Origin of the sequence: Plebeiibacterium sediminum (assembly GCF_026013605.1) — a bacterium.
GTDB lineage: Bacteria > Bacteroidota > Bacteroidia > Bacteroidales > Marinilabiliaceae > Saccharicrinis > Saccharicrinis sediminus.
In genome coordinates, this window is sequence record NZ_JAPDPJ010000006.1 from 77,798 (window position 1) to 100,229 (window position 22,432).

19 protein-coding genes are annotated in these 22,432 nt (G+C 34.0%); 4 read left to right on the top strand and 15 right to left on the bottom strand.

Going from position 1 to position 22,432, the window contains the following annotated elements; translation table 11 throughout:
* Positions 1-54: 54 nt before the first annotated feature.
* The 9 genes from OM075_RS04875 to OM075_RS04915 form a co-directional block, all read right to left on the bottom strand.
* The gene (locus OM075_RS04875) at positions 55-564 is read right to left on the bottom strand and encodes a hypothetical protein (RefSeq protein WP_301189357.1); all 510 of its coding nucleotides are present in this window, start codon (positions 562-564) and stop codon (positions 55-57) included.
* A gap of 213 nt (positions 565-777) precedes the next feature.
* A complete protein-coding gene (locus OM075_RS04880) occupies positions 778-1,476 on the bottom strand; it encodes an HAD family hydrolase (RefSeq protein WP_301189358.1) in 699 nt (232 codons plus the stop codon).
* A 188-nt stretch (positions 1,477-1,664) separates the two neighbouring features.
* Positions 1,665-1,904: a NifU family protein gene (locus OM075_RS04885; RefSeq protein WP_301189359.1), complete on the bottom strand. Its 240-nt coding sequence runs from the start codon at positions 1,902-1,904 to the stop codon at positions 1,665-1,667.
* A gap of 2 nt (positions 1,905-1,906) precedes the next feature.
* Positions 1,907-3,016 carry an Mrp/NBP35 family ATP-binding protein gene (locus OM075_RS04890; protein ID WP_301189360.1) on the bottom strand — a complete coding sequence of 370 codons (1,110 nt, stop codon included), beginning with the start codon at positions 3,014-3,016 and terminating at the stop codon, positions 1,907-1,909.
* A 163-nt stretch (positions 3,017-3,179) separates the two neighbouring features.
* Complete coding sequence (locus tag OM075_RS04895) at positions 3,180-3,518, bottom strand: MGMT family protein (RefSeq protein ID WP_301189361.1); 339 nt, start codon at positions 3,516-3,518, stop codon at positions 3,180-3,182.
* A gap of 14 nt (positions 3,519-3,532) precedes the next feature.
* The gene (gene trmB, locus OM075_RS04900) at positions 3,533-4,291 is read right to left on the bottom strand and encodes a tRNA (guanosine(46)-N7)-methyltransferase TrmB (RefSeq protein ID WP_301189362.1); all 759 of its coding nucleotides are present in this window, start codon (positions 4,289-4,291) and stop codon (positions 3,533-3,535) included.
* A gap of 95 nt (positions 4,292-4,386) precedes the next feature.
* Positions 4,387-4,848 carry a gliding motility lipoprotein GldH gene (locus tag OM075_RS04905; RefSeq protein WP_301189363.1) on the bottom strand — a complete coding sequence of 154 codons (462 nt, stop codon included), beginning with the start codon at positions 4,846-4,848 and terminating at the stop codon, positions 4,387-4,389.
* 1 nt (position 4,849) lies between these two features.
* The gene (locus tag OM075_RS04910; RefSeq protein ID WP_301189364.1) at positions 4,850-5,998 is read right to left on the bottom strand and encodes a PSP1 domain-containing protein; all 1,149 of its coding nucleotides are present in this window, start codon (positions 5,996-5,998) and stop codon (positions 4,850-4,852) included.
* Positions 5,999-6,195: 197 nt separating this feature from the next.
* On the bottom strand, positions 6,196-7,338 hold the full coding sequence (locus tag OM075_RS04915) for a DNA polymerase III subunit (RefSeq protein WP_301189365.1): 1,143 nt from the start codon (positions 7,336-7,338) through the stop codon (positions 6,196-6,198).
* A gap of 125 nt (positions 7,339-7,463) precedes the next feature.
* On the opposite strand from OM075_RS04915, the gene OM075_RS04920 reads away from it, so the two are divergent.
* The 4 genes from OM075_RS04920 (at position 7,464) to OM075_RS04935 (ending at position 10,958) form a co-directional block, all read left to right on the top strand.
* Complete coding sequence (locus OM075_RS04920; protein WP_301189366.1) at positions 7,464-8,243, top strand: radical SAM protein; 780 nt, start codon at positions 7,464-7,466, stop codon at positions 8,241-8,243.
* Between the two features lie 5 nt (positions 8,244-8,248).
* Positions 8,249-9,259, top strand: a complete 1,011-nt coding sequence (locus OM075_RS04925) for a glycosyltransferase (RefSeq protein ID WP_301189367.1) — start codon at positions 8,249-8,251, stop codon at positions 9,257-9,259.
* Positions 9,260-9,464: 205 nt separating this feature from the next.
* A complete protein-coding gene (locus OM075_RS04930) occupies positions 9,465-9,941 on the top strand; it encodes a hypothetical protein (RefSeq protein WP_301189368.1) in 477 nt (158 codons plus the stop codon).
* Positions 9,942-10,022: 81 nt separating this feature from the next.
* Positions 10,023-10,958, top strand: a complete 936-nt coding sequence (locus tag OM075_RS04935) for a CPBP family intramembrane glutamic endopeptidase (RefSeq protein WP_301189369.1) — start codon at positions 10,023-10,025, stop codon at positions 10,956-10,958.
* Here the strand turns inward: OM075_RS04935 and OM075_RS04940 are convergent.
* The 6 genes from OM075_RS04940 to OM075_RS04965 all read right to left on the bottom strand — a co-directional run bounded on the left by OM075_RS04940 (position 10,955) and on the right by OM075_RS04965 (position 21,716).
* Positions 10,955-11,656 (bottom strand): hypothetical protein, encoded by a 702-nt coding sequence (locus OM075_RS04940; RefSeq protein ID WP_301189370.1) that lies wholly within the window; start codon positions 11,654-11,656, stop codon positions 10,955-10,957. The two genes, OM075_RS04935 and OM075_RS04940, sit on opposite strands and share 4 nt — an antisense overlap.
* A 261-nt stretch (positions 11,657-11,917) precedes the next feature.
* Positions 11,918-14,056 (bottom strand): TIM-barrel domain-containing protein, encoded by a 2,139-nt coding sequence (locus OM075_RS04945; protein WP_301189371.1) that lies wholly within the window; start codon positions 14,054-14,056, stop codon positions 11,918-11,920.
* A gap of 163 nt (positions 14,057-14,219) precedes the next feature.
* Complete coding sequence (locus tag OM075_RS04950; protein WP_301189372.1) at positions 14,220-15,632, bottom strand: alpha-amylase family glycosyl hydrolase; 1,413 nt, start codon at positions 15,630-15,632, stop codon at positions 14,220-14,222.
* 193 nt (positions 15,633-15,825) lie between these two features.
* Positions 15,826-16,971: a SusE domain-containing protein gene (locus OM075_RS04955; RefSeq protein WP_301189373.1), complete on the bottom strand. Its 1,146-nt coding sequence runs from the start codon at positions 16,969-16,971 to the stop codon at positions 15,826-15,828.
* A gap of 78 nt (positions 16,972-17,049) precedes the next feature.
* Positions 17,050-18,582 carry a RagB/SusD family nutrient uptake outer membrane protein gene (locus OM075_RS04960; RefSeq protein ID WP_301189374.1) on the bottom strand — a complete coding sequence of 511 codons (1,533 nt, stop codon included), beginning with the start codon at positions 18,580-18,582 and terminating at the stop codon, positions 17,050-17,052.
* A gap of 122 nt (positions 18,583-18,704) precedes the next feature.
* Positions 18,705-21,716, bottom strand: a complete 3,012-nt coding sequence (locus OM075_RS04965) for a SusC/RagA family TonB-linked outer membrane protein (RefSeq protein WP_301189375.1) — start codon at positions 21,714-21,716, stop codon at positions 18,705-18,707.
* Positions 21,717-22,432: the final 716 nt, after the last annotated feature.

Consider the following 22,432-nt stretch of genomic DNA (forward strand, 5'->3'; position numbering starts at 1 on the left):
GAGAAGGGTTTAAAATCTCCCCTTCTCTTCTATACATAAAAATAGTAGAGTACCTCACCCTTTCATTGCAAAATATTCATCTATACTTTGAATATCTCCATTAGATTTTAATTCGAAAAGCTCTTTCATTCCTTTAGTCATCTTAAGTTTATTGGAAGAGTTTTCACAATATCTGATAATTGAATCTAAAGCTTTTTCCTCAATAATCTGTGCATTTGTTTCATCCTGCTCAAGGGAAACCTTAAGATAGCAACCATAATACAACGAAATCAATTCTTCTCTTTCTTCAAATAACTGCTTTACTTTATCACTGACTTTTACAGTATACGACGGAGAACCTTTCACCCATCTTTTAATAAATTCATTTGCAGCCACTCTCTCTGCATCTTTTTTTGTAAATGGAGTTTGTACCAGATAATAACAGCAATCAAAAACCTGATCAATATATTCTTCATACATTTCTGTATCGACAAACTTTACTTCATTTAATGATGAAAAATTTTGTGCTGAAGCAGCATTTCCTATTCCTATAGCAATTAATAAAATAAAAATAAATCGTTTCATAATATCTTTCTTAATTCTACTTACGGATAACGTAAGTTTATTTGTTTAGAAAGTATTACGCAACTTACTGTGTATGTTTACATTACTTTGATAAATAGATAAATACCCCTGACGAAACGACGTTTTTTTTACATTAGTCTAAAATACAATACTCTTGATTTCAATACATTACAAAATACATTTATGCACAATAATCCTAATTACAATATATACCTATACACTTAAAATATGATGTATTTCTGATATTGATTTTATTTCACAAAAATGATCCAATTCGCCAACATTTTCAACATGCTCATGAATCCATGTTGTATGAAAAGGTATATGAATAGCACTTCCGCCAATATTCAGTACCGGAAGCACATCTGATTTTAGTGAATTACCTACCATTAAAAAATCTTTTGGCTTAACATCAAGATGATTAAGAAGTTTCTGATAATTCTCTTCTTGTTTATCACTCACAATTTCAATATGATGAAAATATTTCTCGAGGCCGGATCGCTGCAACTTTTTTTCCTGATCAAGAAGGTCGCCTTTGGTTACAACAACTAATTTATACCCCCAATATTTTAATGACTCCAATACTTCAGCTACTCCATCAATTAAACACACCGGCTTATTCAATAACTCTTTCCCAAGACTTATAATTTCTTCTAAAACTTCGCCGGAAAGCTTACCATCAGTTATTTGCATTCCAGTTTCTATCATAGACAAAACAAATCCTTTTATTCCGTAACCATAGTACTTTATGTTTTTAACTTCAATATCATACAACGCTTTAGTTAACTCTTCTGCAGTTGCATAATCTTTAAGCATTTTACAAAACTCCTCTTCAGCTTCCCTAAAATAAGACTCGTTTTCCCATAAGGTATCATCTGCATCAAATCCGATCCATTTAAATTTTAAATTCATACGCTTACTTTTTCCTTCGATTTATAATATGAAACTATTGAAAAAACTAATCTTTATCTCTTGAGTTATTTTTTTTAGATCGTTTCATATATTGAACCATAATTCTGAAATAATAATCTAATATAAGGCCAGAAAACAAAAAAGCCATGCATTTAAAAATACATGGCTTTATATTAAATAATATTTTATTAGTTTTCAACAGTTATCACCTGTTTTAACTCCGGCACCTCTTTCTTCAACACCTGTTCCACACCATTTTTCATGGTTTGATAACTCATTGGACATCCATTACAAGCTCCTAACAACTTTACTTTTACAACAAAGTCATCAGTTACTTCAACAAGTGAAATATCTCCACCATCAGCTTTTAAATATGGTCGAATAAGCTCTAGTGCGTCTTCAACTTTTTGATATTTAACTACGTCCATAACTATTTTGTTTTAACATCAACAATTTGAGTTGGTGGAAGATTTAAATTTCGTTCCGTTATACATTCCACAACTTTTTGTGCCACATTAGCAAAAGCATTTCCGGTAACAGTATCTTCGTTAAGCGCTGCTGGTTCTCCATTATCTCCTGCTTCGCGTATACTCTGAACAATAGGAATTTGTCCTAACAATGTTACACCCAACTCTTCAGCAAGTTTTTTGCCTCCATCTTTACCAAAAATATAATATTTATTTTCAGGCAATTCTGCAGGCGTAAACCATGCCATATTTTCAATTAACCCTAAAATTGGCACGTTAATATTTTTACTCTGAAACATACTAACACCCTTAATCGCATCTGCCAAAGCCACATCTTGTGGAGTAGTTACCATAACAGCTCCTGTAATAGAAAGCGTTTGAACTATAGTTAAATGAATATCGCTGGTACCCGGAGGTAAATCAATCAACAAGTAATCAAGCGCTCCCCAATTTCCTTCAGTGATTAACTGCTTCAAAGCATTGGTTGCCATTGCTCCTCGCCAAATTGTTGCATCCTTAGGATTTACAAAATAACCAATAGAAAGCATTTTTACACCATACTTTTCTACAGGAATAATTTTGTCCTTACCATCAACTTTTTCTAAAACAGGACGAGCATCTTCTGTTTTAAACATTTTAGGTACAGAAGGTCCAAAAATATCGGCATCCAACAAACCCACCTTATATCCAGCCTTTGCTAATGCTACAGCTAAATTTGATGTTACCGTTGATTTACCTACTCCCCCTTTTCCTGAAGCTACAGCTATTACATTTTTAACTTCAGACAATGGCTTTTCAACCTCAACTTTTGGCTTATTTTTAACCTTAACATAGATATTTCCTTTAATATCTGCATCCTCTCCAACATAGGTTAAAATAGCATGAACACATGCTTTTTTAATGGATGGAATCATTGGATCATTAGCTCTGTCAAACAACAAACTAAAACTTATTCTTTTGCCATCTATTCTAATATCATCCTCTACCATCTCCAACGAAACAATATCTTTTCCTTTTCCCGGATGACGAACGTGCTTTAATGCATCTAAAACTAATTGAGGATAAAAACTCATAGTACCTTCTTTTATGATTATGACACATAATTTAATACTAACAACATTAGTATATTATCATTATGTGCATTACGTTTATTTAATTTGATTTAAAATAATTGCAAATATACAATACTCTTATAATAAATGAGCATATTCTCATTTATTAACATAGAAATAGATCTTACTCAAATTCTTTTAATAGTTCCTGTGGATCCCAAAATAATGTATCAAACCCTTTCACCTTATCATTTTCAATACGAACACCTTCACTCTCCAAAAGTTCTTCCATTACTCTTTCACTTGAAAATGCAGCTTTCCCAGTTAATAAGCCTACTCTGTTTACTACACGATGTGCAGGAATATAGTCTCCTCTAAGACTACATTTATTCAGTGCCCATCCAACCATTCTGCTGGATTTAGAAACACCTAAAAATCTGGCAATGGCTCCATATGTAGTAACTCTTCCAAAGGGAATTTGTTTAACTACCTCAAAAACTTTATCATTAAAATCAGGTTCCATTCCTTATCCTAATATCAAATCTTTTTGTCGGATGGCATTTTTGATCCACGATTATAGCTACGGTAGCTATCAAATTCAATCTCTATTTCAGGTTCTATTAATGCCTTATCTTTAGGCACAAAGAATCGAATATATTTAATTGGAATACCTTGCTCATAGAATTGACCTTCGTAAAAAGTCTTAATGCTAAGTATTTTATCCACAATATTACTGTTGTATAAATCACTTGTATTGATTTCGCAAGGCAGGTTATTTTCTTTAACAACAGCATCTGTATATGTGTATAAGAAATTACTGTCTGTTTTAAGATGAATGATACCATTCGGTTTTAGAATTTCTTTGTAAAATTCAAGAAACCTGGTTGAAGTCAATCTCTTCCGGGTTTTCTTCATTTGTGGATCCGGGAAAGTAATCCAAATTTCATCAATTTCATCTGCTGCAAAAAACGATGTAATCAATTCAATTTTAGCCCTGATAAAAGCCACATTAGTCATCTTTTTATTTAAGGCCTGAGTAGCACCGGTATATATTCGGGCCCCTTTAATATCCATACCAATAAAATTCTTGTCCGGATATAACTCACCTAAACCAACTGTGTACTCACCTTTTCCACATCCCAATTCAAGAACAAGAGGCTTATCATTTTTAAAGAACTCTTTTTTCCATTGCCCTTTCATGTGAAAATCTTCACGATTAGGCTCATCAAATTTCACTTGAAATACATGAGGATAAGTTTCCAGTTTGGCAAACTTAAACAATTTGTTTTTTCCCACTTTTAAATCCAACTACTGTCTTTAGTGATTATTTCTAAATCCTTTTAATATGTATCAGAACTATTTACAGTCTAGCTTATAATCACGTCCAACTATTATTCAACTTCAATAATTTTTAATCCCACTGATGCTACATCTGTTAACACAGTATCTCTCATACCATGAATGACATAATATTTATAAACCCCCTTTTCCGGGAAACGGATATTTAACTTATAGGAATGAATACTTTCATATAAATCATCCCCTAAACTTTTACCATACCATGATCCATCATCATTGGCCAAATAGCACTCAAGTGTATCTCTTTCTATATGTCCGGATGGTGAAATTGCATCTATAAAAAACCAAATATTACTATACTTATAGCTTTCTTTATTTGTGACTTCTACCAGTAAATGACATGATTTATCCAACTCATTTATTTCACTATGAAATACAGCCACAGTATCCTTATGCCATCCTGTTTCCGGTATATTTACCTGATGATTGTACCATTCTGCAGATCCACAAGCATACATTATTGAAAGAAACAGTACAGCAACTAAAAACCTCATACTACTTTTTATTTTTCGGATTTCTGTTATTGTTATTATTATTAGTGTTAGGTTTTCTTCTTCTCTTATTTCTGTTTCTGCTAACAGGCTTTTTGGGTTCATCAAACCTTGAGATACTGTCTTCACCTACAACATTCTGATAATCTAAGGCTTTAGTTTTATCAACTACCACATGTCTGTCATCTAATAAACTAGGTACTTTTTTACCTCGCTTATTCATTCTGATAATTTCTTTAACCCTATCAACTGGTACTTCTGTAATATTTGCAGGAATCATCTTGTCAGTTGAGTAACTCATAATTCCTTTAAAAATATCTGTTTTAAAGTGATAGTACGTATTATCCTGAGTTTCAAGAGGAATATCCGTTTTTGGGAATCCTTTTTGAGCATCAATATAGGCATCTAACTCAAAGTTTAAGCAACATTTCAATTTTCCACATTGTCCTGCCAGCTTTTGTGGATTCAATGATATCTCCTGATATCGGGCCGCATTTGTTGTTACAGATACAAAATTTGTAATCCATGAAGAACAACATAATTCTCTGCCACATGGTCCAATACCGCCAATTCGTCCTGCTTCCTGACGAGCACCAATCTGACGCATCTCAATTCTCACCTTAAACTTATCTGCAAGAACTTTGATTAACTGTCTGAAATCTACACGTTCATCAGCAATATAATAAAAGATGGCTTTTGTGCGATCACCCTGATACTCCACATCACCAATCTTCATATTTAGATTCAAGTCTGCAGAAATCTGCCTACTTTTAATCATTGTTTCATGCTCCAGTTCCTTTGCTTCTTCCCATTTTTCATAATCAACAGGTTTAGCATGGCGATATACGCGCTTAAATTCGTATTCATTAATATTTAACCTGTTTTTACGCATCTGCATTACAGCAATTTCTCCTGTACAGGAAACAGTTCCTATATCATGACCTGGAGAAGCTTCAACTGCAACAACATCTCCTTTTTTTAAGCGTAAACCATTGGTGTTTTTATAATAACTTTTACGAGTATTTTTGAATTGTATTTCAACTATATCGGAAACATTACAACTTTCAGGAACATCTGCCAGCCAGTCGTAAACATCTAATTTTCCACATCTATCAATACAAGTACTACATTTTGATTGTACTTCTTCTTCCATCTTTTTGTTTTTAAAGGCATTGTAGCCTGAATATATATTAATTACAGATCATTTATTTTAAGTTTTAAATACGAGAATCAACATATTTAAATGGTTCATTCTCACATTTAATCAAATACTTAAAACCCATTCTCTGCATGAAATGCCATCTTAAAGTAGATTGGTTAAAAATAATCAAGCTTATTTAACTTTCCAAACTATCCTTCAACTCCTGTTTTTATAGAAATAATCAGCTTTAAAGCCAAATCAAACAATATCACTTTACTATTTCCATTTTGACCGATATGCGAATCTGCCAATGCAAAATCCTCAGAAATCATTAATGCATTTTTATCATTGATAAAGGGCGAAAACTTTTTCGACCAATCATACTGTTCTGGAGTCAGATAAACAATGTCAGGCTGCTTAAAGTTCATGATATAATTTTCACGAATCATTTTAATTGCATAATTCAAAAAGTTTCGTTGCTTTTCTCTTGGCTGACGACTCATTTCCTCAACCCAGTTCAGCATTTCTTTCACTTTCCGAGCATAACTATAGCGCATCATCTGAACAAAACTTTCAAAAAAGAACTGATTATCCTCGCTCATATGAACTTGCTCAACACCATCGATCAGACTCCCATTAGCCACTTTTGCTGCACCTTGAGCTTCTGCCTCAGAAATTTCATACTTCTCAATTAAATAATTGGCAATTTCGGAATCTGAAAATGCCGGTATTTTTAATTGTTGCGTGCGCGATAAAATGGTCGAAATCATCTCATCCGGATGATTGGAAACCAAAATAAAAACAGTATTGGGTGTTGGTTCCTCCAAAATTTTCAAAAGCTTATTTGCTGTGGCCTCATTCATTTTTTCGGGCATCCATACTATCATTGCCTTATACTTTCCTTCAAAAGTTTTAAGACTTAATTTCCTGATAATCTCTGAACTTTCTGCCGTAAATATAGCTCCTTGCTTATTCTCGCCTTCTTTACGAATTTGATTTAACCATGTTGTTAAGCTGAAATATGGATTCTCATTCACCAAAGTTCTCCATTCAGAAATATAAGTATCACTGACCGGATTTTTTTCGGAAGTGGTTTTAATCACCGGAAAAACAAAATGTAAATCGGGATGAACCAGTTTATTATACTTTTTACACGAAGAGCATTCTCCACAAGCATCTCCTTCACTGGGATTTAAACAATTAAGATATTGGGCAAAAGCAATTGCCATTGCCAACTTACCATTACCCTCCGGACCGGTAAACAATAATGTATGACTCACTCTGTTTTCCTGTACCATTCGGACAAGCCTATTTTTAATATCCTGCTGACCAACAACTTGTTTAAATAACATTCAATTCAATCCTTAATTTACAATCTGTCAAAGATAATAATTTCTAAATATAATTAGCTTTCGTAATTTTGGACTACTTTTGTACCCTCTTACACAATAAAAACACGATAGAACTTAAGTATACAATGGCAACCTTTCTTTTTGAAGATATTATTTTTGGTCCTGTTAAAAGCAGAAGATTAGGCGTTTCATTAGGTGTAAACCTGTTACCTGTGAATAAGAAAATTTGCACATTCGATTGTATTTATTGCGAATGTGGATTTAACAATCAAAATACAAATATTAAAACTCAAATGCCTTCAAAAGAGGAGGTTTTACAGAACCTAAAATTGGTTCTTGAAGATATGAAAGCTAAAGGAACAGCGCCCAACGTTATAACTTTTGCGGGTAATGGAGAACCTACGATCCACAAAGATTTTGAAGAAATCATTGATGGAACAATTGCCTTACGAGACACCTATTTTCCGGAAGCAAGAATTGCCGTTCTTTCAAATGCCACATTAATTGACAAACCTTCAGTTTTTAGAGCACTTAATAAGATTGATGATAATATTCTAAAACTGGATTCCGGCCTTGAGGAAAGTATCAACCTTTTAGATCAACCTGTTTCTAAATACTCTATTAAAGAAACTGTTGAAAACCTTAAGAAATTTGAAGGTAAACTGATCATTCAAACCATGTTTGTTAAGGGAACATATAATAGTAAGCCAATTGATAATTCCACTCCGGAAGACATTGAGTCCTGGTTGAAATTACTAAAAATCATTGCTCCTAAACAAGTTATGATTTATACAATTGAAAGAGATACTCCTGTTGATGGACTAAAGAAAATTCCGATTGATAAACTAAACGAAATTGCTCGGTTAGTTGAGAATCTAGGAATAAAAACCCAGGTTTCAGGATAATTTAAGTGGCTGCTCCTAAAACATATTTAGTATGTCCCCTTAATTGGGGTTTAGGACATGCAACTCGTTTGATGCCCATCATTTTTGATTTAAAAAATCAAGGACAGAACATTATACTTTGCGGAGATGGTGATGCCCTGCAAAGTTTGAGTAATGCTTTCCCGGATCTCAAAACAATTATCATAAAAGATATCTCAATCCGGTTTTCTTCAAAAGGCTCCATTTTCAATTTAATTAAGATCATTCCTCAACTAATTTATCGTATAATATACGAGCATTGGAAAATTAAGAGAATTCTTAAAGAAGAAAATGTTGATGTAATAATTTCCGATAACAGATATGGTTTATGGAATAAAAAAACACATAGCATATTTATAACTCACCAACTAATGGTGAAACTCCCCAGTCCATTTATTCTGTTTGAGGGAATACTTCATCAAATGATAAAAAACTTCATTAGTAAATACAATGAATGTTGGATTCCTGATTATTCTGATCATATAAATAATCTCAGTGGAGATTTAAGTCATAAATATCCATACGGATCAAACACTAAATTTATTGGTCCAAAATCCAGATTTTCGTTTATCAACAACCAGAATACATCTTCTGAAAATTATGATATTGTAGTTGTTTTATCTGGACCGGAACCTGCAAGAACAGATTTTGAAAATGTTATTGTTAATATATTGCGAGAAAGTGAATATAAATCTTTAATAATACAAGGGAAACCTAATCAACAAAAAGTACATCTGAAGCAAAAGCTCAAAATAGTGTCTCACCTATCTTCCTCTGAAATAAAAGAAGCATTATTAAACTCTAAACTAATCATCTGCAGATCGGGATATTCATCTATCATGGACTTAGAGTACCTCAAAAAAAGAGCCTTGCTTGTTCCAACTCCAGGCCAAACAGAACAAGAATATCTTGCTGAGTTTCATGCAAACCACCATATGTATATCTCTCAGAAAAATTTAAATATAGAAGTAATAAAAAAAGCACTCTTCAAACTATAGAAATAGCCTGAGATTAGGCATCCTTTCATCTGGCTTTTAACTCATTTCACTCTTTTCGTTGTAACATTTTTACAATTCATTTCGTTATAAGGGTAGTTCGTCAATTAATTAAAACCTTTTATCCACGACCAAGGTAAAAGGAGTAAACAAAACGAGAGAGAGAAGAGTGATTATTGGAGATGTTGAATTTACAAAACAGGGAGAGATGACCTATATAATTATTGCATTAACTTTTATATTTTTGCTATCATTAATCTATTTATATAAGCCAATTTTAAGATTAATTGCAGAAAAAAGAGCTATTCCTAAGATGGAGAAAATCTTGTTTAGCAACACTAATGAAACAAAAGAATCGGTACTTGAAACCATACATAATGTTACCAGTAAAAGACTAAGTGATGATTTGATACTTGATTACTTTTATAAAATAAAAGGACTACAGGTATTAAACATTAACAAACCCATTAATTTTTGGCTTAAAATTTACTTAACATCGCCTACCAAGGTGAAACTTAATTATTTTGAACAGGTGAAATTTTACGAAACCTTTTTAAATTATCCAAAAATCAATGATTCCAATTCTAAACCGATTTATAAAGGAAAAGAATTAAGAACATATAATTTAGGAAAGAATTTAAAAACACAATTAAGTGAAAAATTGATATCGCAAAAATTGGCTTAGAACATTTTATATAGTTATCCAAAACCCCATTGATTTTAAGATTAATGGGGTTTTATTTTATATAATAGCCAATAAATTAATTTGATTTTTTATATTCGGCAAAAATCAAGATTTATGGTTCGTTTCAATAACTTATCTAGTTTCAGCCAAATAATATTACTTTTTATCGTTACGCTCACAACCTGGTTACTGCTGAGTATTGCAGCTACTTTTATTGGATCACTTATCTGGGGGACTGATATCATTAACAACACCCAGCAAATTTTGAGCAATCCCGGATTTGCCAGATATTTTCAGATTATTCAAAGCCTTGCACTATTCGCGCTTCCTCCTATATTTTTTGCTTTAATATCACAAAACGAACCATTTTTATGGCTTCGCCTCAAAAACCCTGGTTACAAGTATGTTGTACTTGCCATTTTAATTATTTTAATAGCACAACCTTTTGTCAGCTTCCTGGGTTATTTAAACTACCACATTCCTTTTCCTCAATATTTACAGCATATTGAAAAATGGCTGATAATGAAGGAGCAGCAGGCCTTAGAACTTACTAAAGTATTTTTAGATACCTCAGGATGGATTTTAATGGTTTTGAATATTTTTATCATCGCCATTATTCCAGCAATTGGTGAAGAACTATTATTTAGAGGAGCCCTACAGAAGTTAATAACTGCATTGACAAAAAACCATCATGTTTCTGTTTTGATTACAGCTTTTCTGTTTAGTGCGATGCACATGCAATTTTTTGGTTTTTTCCCTCGCTTCTTTTTAGGAATAATTTTTGGCTACCTTGTGGTTTATGGTAAAAGTATCTGGCTATCCATTACAGCTCACTTTATCAATAACTTTTTAGCTTTTATTCTATATAACTTATCTCAAAGCAAAAACGAAATACCAGGAAATCCATTGGAGGCACAAACAGAGTTACCTAATTTTTCCCTTGTGTTATTGAGTATTCTGGGAGTGGGTGCTATTTTATTTTATTTAAGAAAAAAGCAGCATTCAATCCCTGACTAGGATTCCATAGGTTTTTCATCTTTTCGATACATGTATACTATGCCATAGTTGGAACATGCATTTCTTTTATCATCACCAGAAAGATCATTGAAGTTTTCTTCGATACCATTCCAGACTTTCAGTATCAGATTATCAACAACATCTCTCATGCTTGTAACTTTTTCGTGCATTTTTTGAGTGGTGTTTTGCAGATTTTTATGGTTATTGTAGTATTCGATAAACTTTTCATACTTTACTTTAACCATGGCAATGGAGGGATTATAAATCCTTGTTCCACCTTTCATCATTCTCGACTCCTCGCCTGTAATTACTTTTTTACCCCAATGAATTAATTGCTGCTCTGTTCCCAATTCCGGAACGGCCTTATCATCAATACTTAAACCAAATTCCTCACGAACTTCAGGTTTTAGTTCTTTCCTGATAATACAAAAGTTTAATACCTGCACAAAATGAGATACATAAATACGAGCTTCCTTAAATTGATCGGATAATAATTTTCCGTACTTCGCCTGACGTTCCTTACTAAAATTATATTGAGATACAGCTTGTTCAAACTGAGGTAAAATTGATTGAATATCGTGGTATAACTGTTGTGGATATGCCAAATCGTATGGATATTTTAATCTACCTTGATCCAGTGCTGCTTTCAATGCACGTAATCGAGCCTGATCTGTATTTGGAAGTCGTCTGTAGGGCATCAATAATATTTTTGAAGTAAAGCATTCGCACCGAAATTAGAAAAAATTCTAACTAACTACAAACCAACAAATAACAATTTTACAAAATATTTAATAAAGTTTTCAAATCACCAAAACCTCATTTTTATAACACTCTGATAATCTGCAAAAACTCAAAACTTACTTTTTTACTATAAAAACAATCTTTTTTGAACAAAAAAGACTGACTTAATAAATTAAGTCAGTCTCAGCATAAATATTAATTCACTTTTATGAAACAAACTACTTTTTACAATCAATTTTAATTAAACCATCATTTTCCCATTCTGAGAACTTAATTCCCTCATCAGAAACCAAGCCTACTTTATAGTAACGAGCCTTACTTTTCAACGACCCTTCTGTCTGGTTTATATTCACAATCACCTCATTTGTAGCTGCCAGAACAGCACTATATTCATCTATTGCGTATTCTCCATTTTTATAACCAAAGCCATTTCCTGCATCCATATACAACTGTCCCTTTGCTTTACCCTCTTTGTCAAGTGTTACCAAAATAGTTAAACTATCTGTTTGATACTCTTCTGTTGATTGCATCACTTTTGTTAAAGGTAAAACAGATCCACCTCTTTGCTTTAATTCTGCCTGGTAACCATCATTCTCTTTATCATTTTCCAACAAATGTATGGTCTTCCAAATACCATTAGGTAATGATGGATTATTAACATATTGAGGGACTACTAACAAGTCTTTACCAAGTAAAAAAGCTTCCTGCTCATTTCTTAAATTCTGATCTTTTGTATCTGCAAAAAATACAGGTCGCATAACCGGTAAACCGTCTATAGAAGCCTCATGAAAAAGGGTATATAAATAGGGCATTAAACGATACCTTCTTTCCAAAGCCACTCTTGACACGTCCTCAACCGTTTTTCCAAAAGCCCATGGTTCCTGATTGATTGAATTATTTTCGGTATGATTACGACTAAATGGATAGAACGCACCAACAGCCATCCAATTGGCAATTAACTCCGGATTTCCATCTCCTTTAAAACCTCCTATATCCGGACCAGAAAAAGGTTGACCTGAAAGTCCAAGATTTAAAATCATTGGTGTTGCTACTTTCATATGTTCCCATGTTGAAGCATTATCACCAGTCCATGTTGCAGCATAACGTTGACCACCTAAATAGTTCGAACGAGATAGCACAAACGGTCTCTTATCAGGATTCACCTTTAGAATACCTTCTCTACTGGCATTAACCATCATCATACCATAAACATTATGATATCTCAAATGCGATCCAGCAGGCAATAAACCACCACCTCTATGCCAATTATCTTCAGGCATGGTTCCATCAGGTCCATCAAACACGGAAGGCTCGTTCATGTCATTCCAAACGCCATCAACACCTGTTGCCATAAAATCTTTATACAAAGTACCCCACCATTCACAAGTTTCTGGTTGTGTATAATCCGGGAATACACAAGGACCAGGCCATACACTTCCTACAAAATCTTTGTGATCAGCAGTTTTCACCCAATGATCTCCCGCTTTTCCCTGATCATAAACATGATATCCTTCTTCTTTCTTAACACCAGGATCAATCATCCAAACTGATTTAAAATCCTTTTGGTGTAAGTAATCATTCACACTTTGAGGATTAGAGAACGCAACACTATCAAAGGTGAATATTTTATAATTCTGCATATAATCAATATCCATCCAGATTACATCACAAGGAATTTCCCTTTTTCTATATTCATCTGCAATTTCTTTAACTCTTGTATCCGGAAAATAAGAATATCGACATTGCTGAAAACCCAATGCCCATAACGGCGGCATTTCCATTGTTCCTGTTAATTCGGCTAATTTCTTTATTACTGCTTGAGGTGAATCCTTTTCAATTACAACAACTCTTGGTGCAGGACCCTCTGTTTTGATTTCAATTGGATTGGTTAATTTGAAATATTGTTTCCATGTGTTATCAATCAGAATACCAAACGAAGTTCCATCTGGTCGGACACCTAATATCCAGGGATGAGATTGATACAATCTTTTACCCTCATCTTTACCATAAGCATAATTATCAGTATTCCATAACGTAACATCTTTACCACTTCTGTTTAAGTCACCAAAAACCTCACCTGTCCCATACAAATCAACAGCTTCTCCAACTGGAATTTTAATGGCATTTAAGCTATCTTCACTCAAATAGTATTCTGGTTTAATCTTCCAGTCATCATTAACACCAGAAGTAACAACTGGCTCATTTAATAGAGCAAAAGAGGGCAACAGTTGTTCGGCATCAAAATTTTGGGGATAGAACACAGCTTCACTGTCTCCAATCATCCCACTTTTATTAGACTGTTCACAAGATGTAAATACGATTCCTATAAACAGCAGGTACACTAATACTTTTCTCATGCGTATAATTTTTATTGTCAGATAAAATACTCAAAATTTGAATAGTTTCCTATCAAAGAAAGATCTATCAGGAATAACTTCATCCGTAACTCTATATTAATTCAGCAAGGCTCCATTATACAAATCAATAAAATACAATTGGATTGCCTTCCTTGATGTTTTTTTATTTCACAAATACTTTATATCCATAACCATCTAAAGCAATTGTTGCCCCAATAGTTTCTGCACTATTCGTATATCCATTATACCAACCTTCACCCTGAAGTGCATCAGGTACATTATATGTTAGTTCTTCAGCTCTAATGTTGACAATAACCAATACTTGTTCATCATTAAAAGTTCTGGTAAAAGCAACAATATCTGAATTTCCATACGATGTGAAAGCACCATTTCGAAGTGCACTTTCCGTCTTTTTAAGTTGAATGATATTGGTATATTCTTCTAACAAACTGTTATTATAATTCCAATCAATAATGGTTGTATTAGCTTTAAAGAAATCCAACTGTTTATCAAAGCCAACTTCCTGACCATTATAAATTAAAGGAACACCGCCCATATATGCAGATAATACAAAAGCGGACACACTTCCTCTTTCGCCATTAAATAATGCCTGAGGGATATTATCATGTGCATTATCATCGTGATTTGTAATCCACCTAACAATATGCTTACCTTCTGCCAAATCTTGATAATCAGATGTGTGAGCATTAATAATATTGAATGCAGAAGTACCTTCACTTATTGCTTGTTTGGTTTTTCCATAGAAGTTCCATCCAAAAATCATATCAAACCCAGCATCTAATACCGATTTTTTATCCGTTTCTGCAAACATCAAAATATCTCGGTTAGGGATTTTACGAAGCGTATCAATGGCTGCTTTCCAAAAATCATTTGGTACGCCTCCAGCATAGTCACATCTAAAACCATCAATATTAGCTTCCAGCGTCCAATATTTCATAGCTGCAATCATTTCTTTACGCAAGGAAGTATTATTATAATTCAGATCTGCCACATCTTGCCAGGTTTCAGGATAAGTAATATTACCAGATTCGTCGGTGGTGTACCATGACTTATTTTCAATCCATTGATTATCCCATGAAGTATGATTTGCAACCCAATCAAGCATCACAGCCATGCCTTTAGCATGTGCATTATCAACCAGCTCCCTCAAATCAGCCAAAGTACCATAATCAGGGTTTACGGATTTATAATCTTTGACTGCATATGGTGAACCCACAGAATTTAATGTTCCTGTTGGATAAATAGGCATCAACCAAACTACATTAACACCTAAAGACTTAATATCGTCTAATCTGGCAGTAATACCATCTAAATTTTGCTGACTGCTAAAAGCTAACGGATTTACTTCATACAAAACCACATCCTGCACTTCCGGAACATCAGCAAATGGAGTACCATATTGAACAGGTCCTTCATCTATTATTTTATTGCTATTGTTATTTTCAAGTACAATCTCATCTTTTTTACAAGCATGAAATGGCACTATCAACACAAAAAACATTAACACAGCCAATAGATTACCCTTACTTATTTTATATTTAAATCGCTTTTCCATTTCTAAATCCTCAATTATATCCAAAGTATGTTTCAACCATAATAAATATCAGCTTTAATAGTACTATAAAATGATACCGTATTTAAAGAGATATTTTCCTTCTTAATAAAAAAATCAAAGTAGACTTAGATTACCATAACCATTAATACATCAAGAAAAAACAGTTAAACTGCTTTTCCTTGATATTTGGAATCTATAGTTTTACAAAATCGTAACTAAAATTACCCGGGTTACTTAAATCTAAAGTAAATCTGTAATTTCCTGCTTCAGGTACACTCACTAAACCATGTACATCACTATAGTTTAATACATAATGATCTACCATAAAAGGTTTATCGTTATCATTAAGAGCAATCTGAATGTCCCAATTATCATTTGCCCTGATTTTAAAACCTCCGGCATTGAATGTAGCTTCAATTATCCATACCTGATTTTCTGCATCATAGGTCATTGGAGTTGAACCATCCCAACCATTAGGTGCTGCATCACCTATAATGCCCAGAGTATTAATCGGGGTGATGGTATATGTCATATCAGCCAGGTTCGCAGTCATACAAAAATAACCTGTCTGAGGTAAACCAAAATTATAACCAGCTTCATTTGACACTCTTAGATTACCTTCGATATACGCTACATTTCCAGCATTAAAATCATCCAGATTTGTTTCTCCATCATTTCCATATGCTGTAGGTTCCCAACTTGGTTGAGCAGTTAGCTTAATTCCAAGGCCTGCACCTTCTTCTATATTAAAGAAACCAAGATAAGTATCCTCTTCTCCTTCAATAAAAGATGCCAGTTTTGGTGCTGTTACCGGAGTCCAGTTTTGAAAATCGCCAGGCACCCATAACGAAGGATAAGTAATTCCAGGATCTTCAACGGGCATAAAATAAGGAGTTAAAGCAAAAACCAACTCGTTGGAATATGCTGCTCGATCCACATAGGAGCGAATACGAGCCTTAAAAGTACCAACTTCCTCAGCTGTATAGCCAAATTTAACACCCAGATCATTCAACTGAACTCCTGTTAATCCCACAGAGGTTACATCTTCACCTGCTGTAAAAACAGTTGGCATTGCCCAGCCTTCATCTGTTACATCAGTAACTTCTACTGAATATTCAACAGGATAAGTACTTATTGGATAAGCTACTTCTGTCCACGAAAAAGTAAGTGCGACATCATTTGCATTTTCTTCTGCCAAAACTAATTCTGTTACAGAAATTGAAGCTTCGCTATCAAATCCTATCGCCTGAAGTTTTGTTAGCGTTGGATCATCTTCGCAGCTAGTAGCCAATAACAAAGTTGCTATTAGACCTAATGTTATATATAGTATTTTTTGCATTGCTTTGAATTTTAAATAAACCTTATACTGCCTTGTCTTTATCCAAACACACGTTGACATGGCAGTCCTTTTTAAATATTAATATCCAGTATTTTGCTGCAAGCTAGGATTGGCATCAATTGCCGCAGTAGGAATTGGAAACAATTCATAATGGCTGTCTACAGCAGGTACAATAGGATCTCCATTTTCATCCTCTCCATGCGCTTTCGTAAATGTTCCAAAACGAATCATATCCTGTCTTTTATGTCCTTCAAGAGAAAGCTCTTTACTTCTTTCATTATAGATATCTTCCAAAGTTGGATCTGCATTAAGTGCATCCAGACCAGCACGTTCTCTTACCTGATCAACAAACGGTTTAGCTTCACCTGCTTTATTCTGTTGAACCAAACATTCTGCTTTCATTAACAACATATCTGCATAACGATAAATTGGAAAATCATTTGAAGCACCACCTCCATTTACAGTACCTGCCGGCCACCATTTCATGCTACGGGCTCCCCCATCTCTCTCGGCACCGGGATCGATATAATTATCTTCCTCCGGATCATAAACAATAAAACCTGCAGGTCGTGGTCCAAATGGCTCTGAACCATATCTGAACTGACGCTTACGAATATCTATATCATCAAATTGATTCAGGAATTCAGTTGGGATAATAGTACCATTCCATGTTGAAACAGTTTCTCCAAACAACAGAGCACCATCTGTACCCCCAAAACTTCTAATTGTTGTGATATTTCTTCCCACAACATCCAACTCAATATATAATGCTAAAATAACTTCATCATCAGGACATTGATCTCCGAATAATTCAAAGTAAGTATTGCCATTGGGATGAGATGCATCTGATACTGCCGGGTGTAAAGAAAACCCTCCTTCTTCGAGCGCTTCACAAGCATTTAAACATTCTTGCCATTTTGGAGTACCTGTATATACTTCAGCATTTAAATATACTTTTGCAAGCAATGCATAACCGGCCCACTTATTGAAACGACCATAATAAGAACCGCCTTTTTCTTCTGATAAGAACGCAACATTGTCTTCCAATTCTGTAACGATAAAATCAAAAATTTCAGCTCTGCTTTTTTGTGGAATTTGATCCACAGTAAGGTTATTATCTGTAAAGAATGGAACATTTCCAAAATCATCCATCAACAGATAATAAAAGAAAGCTCTTAGCACCTTGGCCTCAGCCACTACTTCATTATCTGCATTTGCATTTTCTAATAACTCAACCGCCAAATTCGCATGAAAAACACAATCATACAACCAGTTCCAGGCATTGTTAATAAAGCCATGCCCTGGAGTCCACATACGTTTATGAAACCATGCAAAATCTGGTTCCCAGTCTCCTGTAACTCGATGAGGAACTACCTGCTCATCAGTACTCATGTTATTGAGGTCATAATATCCTCTGTCAGCGCCTATCAATCCTTTTCCATCCCAGTTTCCTGGAATTAAAGCATAAACACTAGCCAATGCAGCATCAGCTCCTATCTCTGAATCGTAGAACTCATTGGCATCAATTTTATCATACACCTGCTCATCAAGATCGGTACATCCTACGATAAAAAATGCAGCCAATAATGATACTATTATATATTTCTTCATATGATTATTATTTATTTACAAAGGCCATATGGAACTCCCAAATAAATCTAATCATCCTCTTATATTCGAATTTGGATCATCAAATTTACTTGCTCGTTTCATATTATTCTTCATTAATTAAATTAGAAAGTAACATTTAACCCAAGTGAAAAACTTCTGGTACGAGGATAGATTCCAACATCGGCACCAGACCCACTTCCACCGGATACATCAACTTCAGGATCTAAGCCTGTATATTTTGTAAATACAGCAAGGTTATTTCCGGTTAATGACAAACGCATTTTTGAGATATATTTAAGTCTGTCAGTATTAAATGTGTAGCCTACGGATAAATTTTCGAACCTTACAAAGTCACCATCTTCCAACCATAAATCAGAGTTATACATAGTTGTTGATAAGCCAGTATTTGAAGATGTTTTCAATAAATTTGACTTACCAAGGTTTTCATAAGTTGAAAATGACTTTTTGATATAGTTAAAGATTTTATTACCTCCGGCACCACGCCAAACCATGGAAAGATCAAAATTCTTATACTTGACTGAAGGTGTAAAAGCAAAATTATATTTTGGTAAAGCCTGACCAGCTTTATAACGATCTTCACTTCGGATGCCTGTATCAATTGTACCATCGTTATTTATGTCAGCTACAAGTTCTGAGTTACTATTATCTTTACCTGCATTCTGTAGAATATAGAAAGTACCTATTGCATCTCCTTCTTTTAAGAAAGCATTATAACTTCCCCATGACACAATTTCCGTATCAATTACAGTTTCGCCAATTTTACCACTTAAAGTTTTAACCTCTGTTCTTAATAATGAAAAATTTGCACCTAGGTTAACTTCCCAATCTCCTTTTTTTAATGGAATATAATTCACCGCAAACTCAATACCTTCATTTACCAATGAACCTACATTAGCATACATACTTGGGTTTGGATATGGAGGTCGTGGCACATCGTAAGAAAAAAGTAAATTATCTGTTGTTGCAGAAAACACATCTATAGCACCATAAACTTTTCCATTAAACAAACCATAATCAACACCCAGGTTTAACTGCTTGCGCGTTTCCCATCTTAGGTCAGGATTGGCATTTTGGTTGATACGGAAGTTTTTAATTTCCTCACCTCCAAAGAACAGTGTGTCTGATGGTTCAACTAATAAAAGTGATGCCTGAGGATATAAACCTTGCTGATTTCCTGTAACTCCATAACCAACTCTTAATTTAAGATTAGAAACAAGATCCTGACCTTGCATAAAACCTTCTTCACTTACACGCCATGCCAACGAAGCTGAAGGGAAATTACCCCATTTATAATTATCTCCAAATACAGATGCTCCATCTCGACGAAGACTTGCTGTTAATAAATACTTCTCGTTAAAAGTATAATTCACACGCCCTAATACAGAAACAACAGTACGGTCATTTTTATAGGAGGTCATATCGCCTAAATCAATACTTCCCTCAGAACCAGCCTCTAACTTATTGTAAGTAAAAACATCGTTAATAAATCCTTTGGACTGTGCAAAATGACCTTGATATGTATTACGCTGCCATTCATATACTGCTAAAGCAGCAATTTTATGTTTTCCAATTACTTTGTCGTAATTAAGGCTAATATCCATTAATCGGTCTTCTTTAAAATTAGACCTTACGTTTGCAATGCCATCTTTATCCATTGCGGAATAAAGTGTTGACTTTGGAGAAGCATAATATCCTGATTCTTCAGATACTTTTCTCCAGCTACCAAACCAACCAGCTTTTAATCCTTCTACAATTTCTAAATCAGCCCTTAAGCTGGTAAACATGCTCTTTTCCTCTCTATCATTCTCAACTTCCTGAGCAACAGCATAAGGGTTCATGTATTGAAAAACATTTTCATCGTAGTAGTAACTTCCATCCACATCATAAACAGGATCAGTTGGTTTTGCAAAGTAGGCATTACTAATAAGGTTTCCTGTAAATTGTGCTCTACCAACTCCAGAAGGACTACCAACATTTTGCCTGATACTATTATTCATGTTAAGAGTAAGCGTTAATTTGTCATCTAACCCCTTTTGTGTAGCAGTTAAACGAGCAATATAATTGTTGTTGCTTGAGTTAATTACCACACCTTCTTGTAAAATAGCTGAAACAGAAGCTCTATAATTAAAATCACCAGTTCCTCCTCCAAAGGCTACTGTGTGATTTTGTGTACTTCCAATCTGCGTTAAAATATCATACCAGTCTGTATCTGCACCATGATCAACTTCTCCTGGCACCTGCCATGCTGCCATTTGTGATCTGTATTCGTCTGCTGAATAAAAGTCAAGTTTATTTGCTAACATATCAACAGAATAAGAACCACTATACTCAATTGATTTGTGTCCGGCTTTAGCTTTTTTAGTAGTCACAATAATAACACCAGGAGCACCTCTGGAACCATAAATTGCAGTAGCAGAAGCATCTTTAAGAATATCAACATTTTCAATTTCAGAAGGAGCCAACTGATTGAACATACTCATATCGCCCTGAATTCCATCAATAACCACCAACGGATCATTACCCCCGGATAACGAAGTTATACCACGAATACGTACACTTGGTGCAGAACCTGGCTCACTACCCACTTGTGTAATATTTACACCCACGGCTCTACCTGCCATTTGCTGCAATGGATTTGTTACTGCTCCTTGATTTAAATCATCGGTAGAAATATTCGAAGAAGCACCTGTTAAATCCATCTTCTTAGTAACTCCATAACCAACTGCCACAACCTCATCCAAACCAATCATATCCTGTTCAAGCGTAACATTGATTGTAATTTGACCATTTACGGCAACTTCCTTATTCCTCATTCCAATAAAAGAAAAAACAAGAATGGCATCATTTGAAACATCAGATAGCGTATAGTTACCATTAATATCTGTTATAGTCCCTATCGTTGTTCCTTTAACAATGACAGAAACTCCCGGAATGGGTCCTCCCAACTCATCGCTAACTGTACCTGAACATGTTACGTTTTGTTGCATTGAGTAAATGTCACTTCTTCCAGATTCAGCATGCGCCGTTTGAATAAAGCAAGCATTTACAAAAACAAATAATAAGAAAAGCACCTTCAGTACATTTTCTCGTTTATGTATCATCTTTTGATTCATCTGTTTATAATTTAATTTATTTGCCAGATGGAACTCTCAGAAAAAATCAATCACCGTCCTGTGTGTAATTGCAGATAATTAATTCTTTATGATCGTTTCATGTGTTAATTTTTGGTTTTACATCAAATACCACTAGCAATAGCCTTTTATTCAACATTTTATCTATTACTTGTTTTACTTGTCTAAGATTACCAAACACTAATTCTCTAATAATTACTTTCTCTCAAATGCATAATTCGCGTGATCTGTTGAATTGAAATCTTTTTTTAGTACTATGAAACCCATATGGAAAAATTGTCCTGTGCTCTATGATTTCCATTTACCACACAGGCTTCATAAACTCCATTTTAATTCAATTACAGACTACTTGTTTATGATCTAACTATTACTATTTATTTCCTTCATGATTATTGCCCCTTTAGATTTAATTGTAGTTTTTGATTTTATTTTTGGTATACCATACGCTCTCTTTTTAAGAGAACATGACAAAATTGAGTCAAATGTTAAAGAACGTCAAAATATCAAATGATTATATAATAAAATATAACGACTTTAAAAATACATAAGTACTGTAATACAATATTTTAACACAATACACCACTTACAAAAACCATTAAAAAATATAACGATTTTAGCAGCTATTTTAAGTTATATTTGAGCTATAAAAGGATAATTCTGCGATTTTTTAGGTAAGCAAATACGTTTTTTAACAAGAA

Bases quoted from the DNA above. Each gene is read 5' to 3' on its own strand.
- OM075_RS04875 (WP_301189357.1), bottom strand. From the start codon at position 564: ATGAAACGATTTATTTTTATTTTATTAATTGCTATAGGAATAGGAAAT.
- OM075_RS04880 (WP_301189358.1), bottom strand. From the start codon at position 1,476: ATGAATTTAAAATTTAAATGGATCGGATTTGATGCAGATGATACCTTA.
- OM075_RS04885 (WP_301189359.1), bottom strand. From the start codon at position 1,904: ATGGACGTAGTTAAATATCAAAAAGTTGAAGACGCACTAGAGCTTATT.
- OM075_RS04890 (WP_301189360.1), bottom strand. From the start codon at position 3,016: ATGAGTTTTTATCCTCAATTAGTTTTAGATGCATTAAAGCACGTTCGT.
- OM075_RS04895 (WP_301189361.1), bottom strand. From the start codon at position 3,518: ATGGAACCTGATTTTAATGATAAAGTTTTTGAGGTAGTTAAACAAATT.
- OM075_RS04905 (WP_301189363.1), bottom strand. From the start codon at position 4,848: ATGAGGTTTTTAGTTGCTGTACTGTTTCTTTCAATAATGTATGCTTGT.
- OM075_RS04910 (WP_301189364.1), bottom strand. From the start codon at position 5,998: ATGGAAGAAGAAGTACAATCAAAATGTAGTACTTGTATTGATAGATGT.
- OM075_RS04915 (WP_301189365.1), bottom strand. From the start codon at position 7,338: ATGTTATTTAAACAAGTTGTTGGTCAGCAGGATATTAAAAATAGGCTT.
- OM075_RS04920 (WP_301189366.1), top strand. From the start codon at position 7,464: ATGGCAACCTTTCTTTTTGAAGATATTATTTTTGGTCCTGTTAAAAGC.
- OM075_RS04930 (WP_301189368.1), top strand. From the start codon at position 9,465: ATGACCTATATAATTATTGCATTAACTTTTATATTTTTGCTATCATTA.
- OM075_RS04940 (WP_301189370.1), bottom strand. From the start codon at position 11,656: ATGCCCTACAGACGACTTCCAAATACAGATCAGGCTCGATTACGTGCA.
- OM075_RS04945 (WP_301189371.1), bottom strand. From the start codon at position 14,056: ATGAGAAAAGTATTAGTGTACCTGCTGTTTATAGGAATCGTATTTACA.
- OM075_RS04950 (WP_301189372.1), bottom strand. From the start codon at position 15,632: ATGGAAAAGCGATTTAAATATAAAATAAGTAAGGGTAATCTATTGGCT.
- OM075_RS04955 (WP_301189373.1), bottom strand. From the start codon at position 16,971: ATGCAAAAAATACTATATATAACATTAGGTCTAATAGCAACTTTGTTA.
- OM075_RS04960 (WP_301189374.1), bottom strand. From the start codon at position 18,582: ATGAAGAAATATATAATAGTATCATTATTGGCTGCATTTTTTATCGTA.
- OM075_RS04965 (WP_301189375.1), bottom strand. From the start codon at position 21,716: ATGAATCAAAAGATGATACATAAACGAGAAAATGTACTGAAGGTGCTT.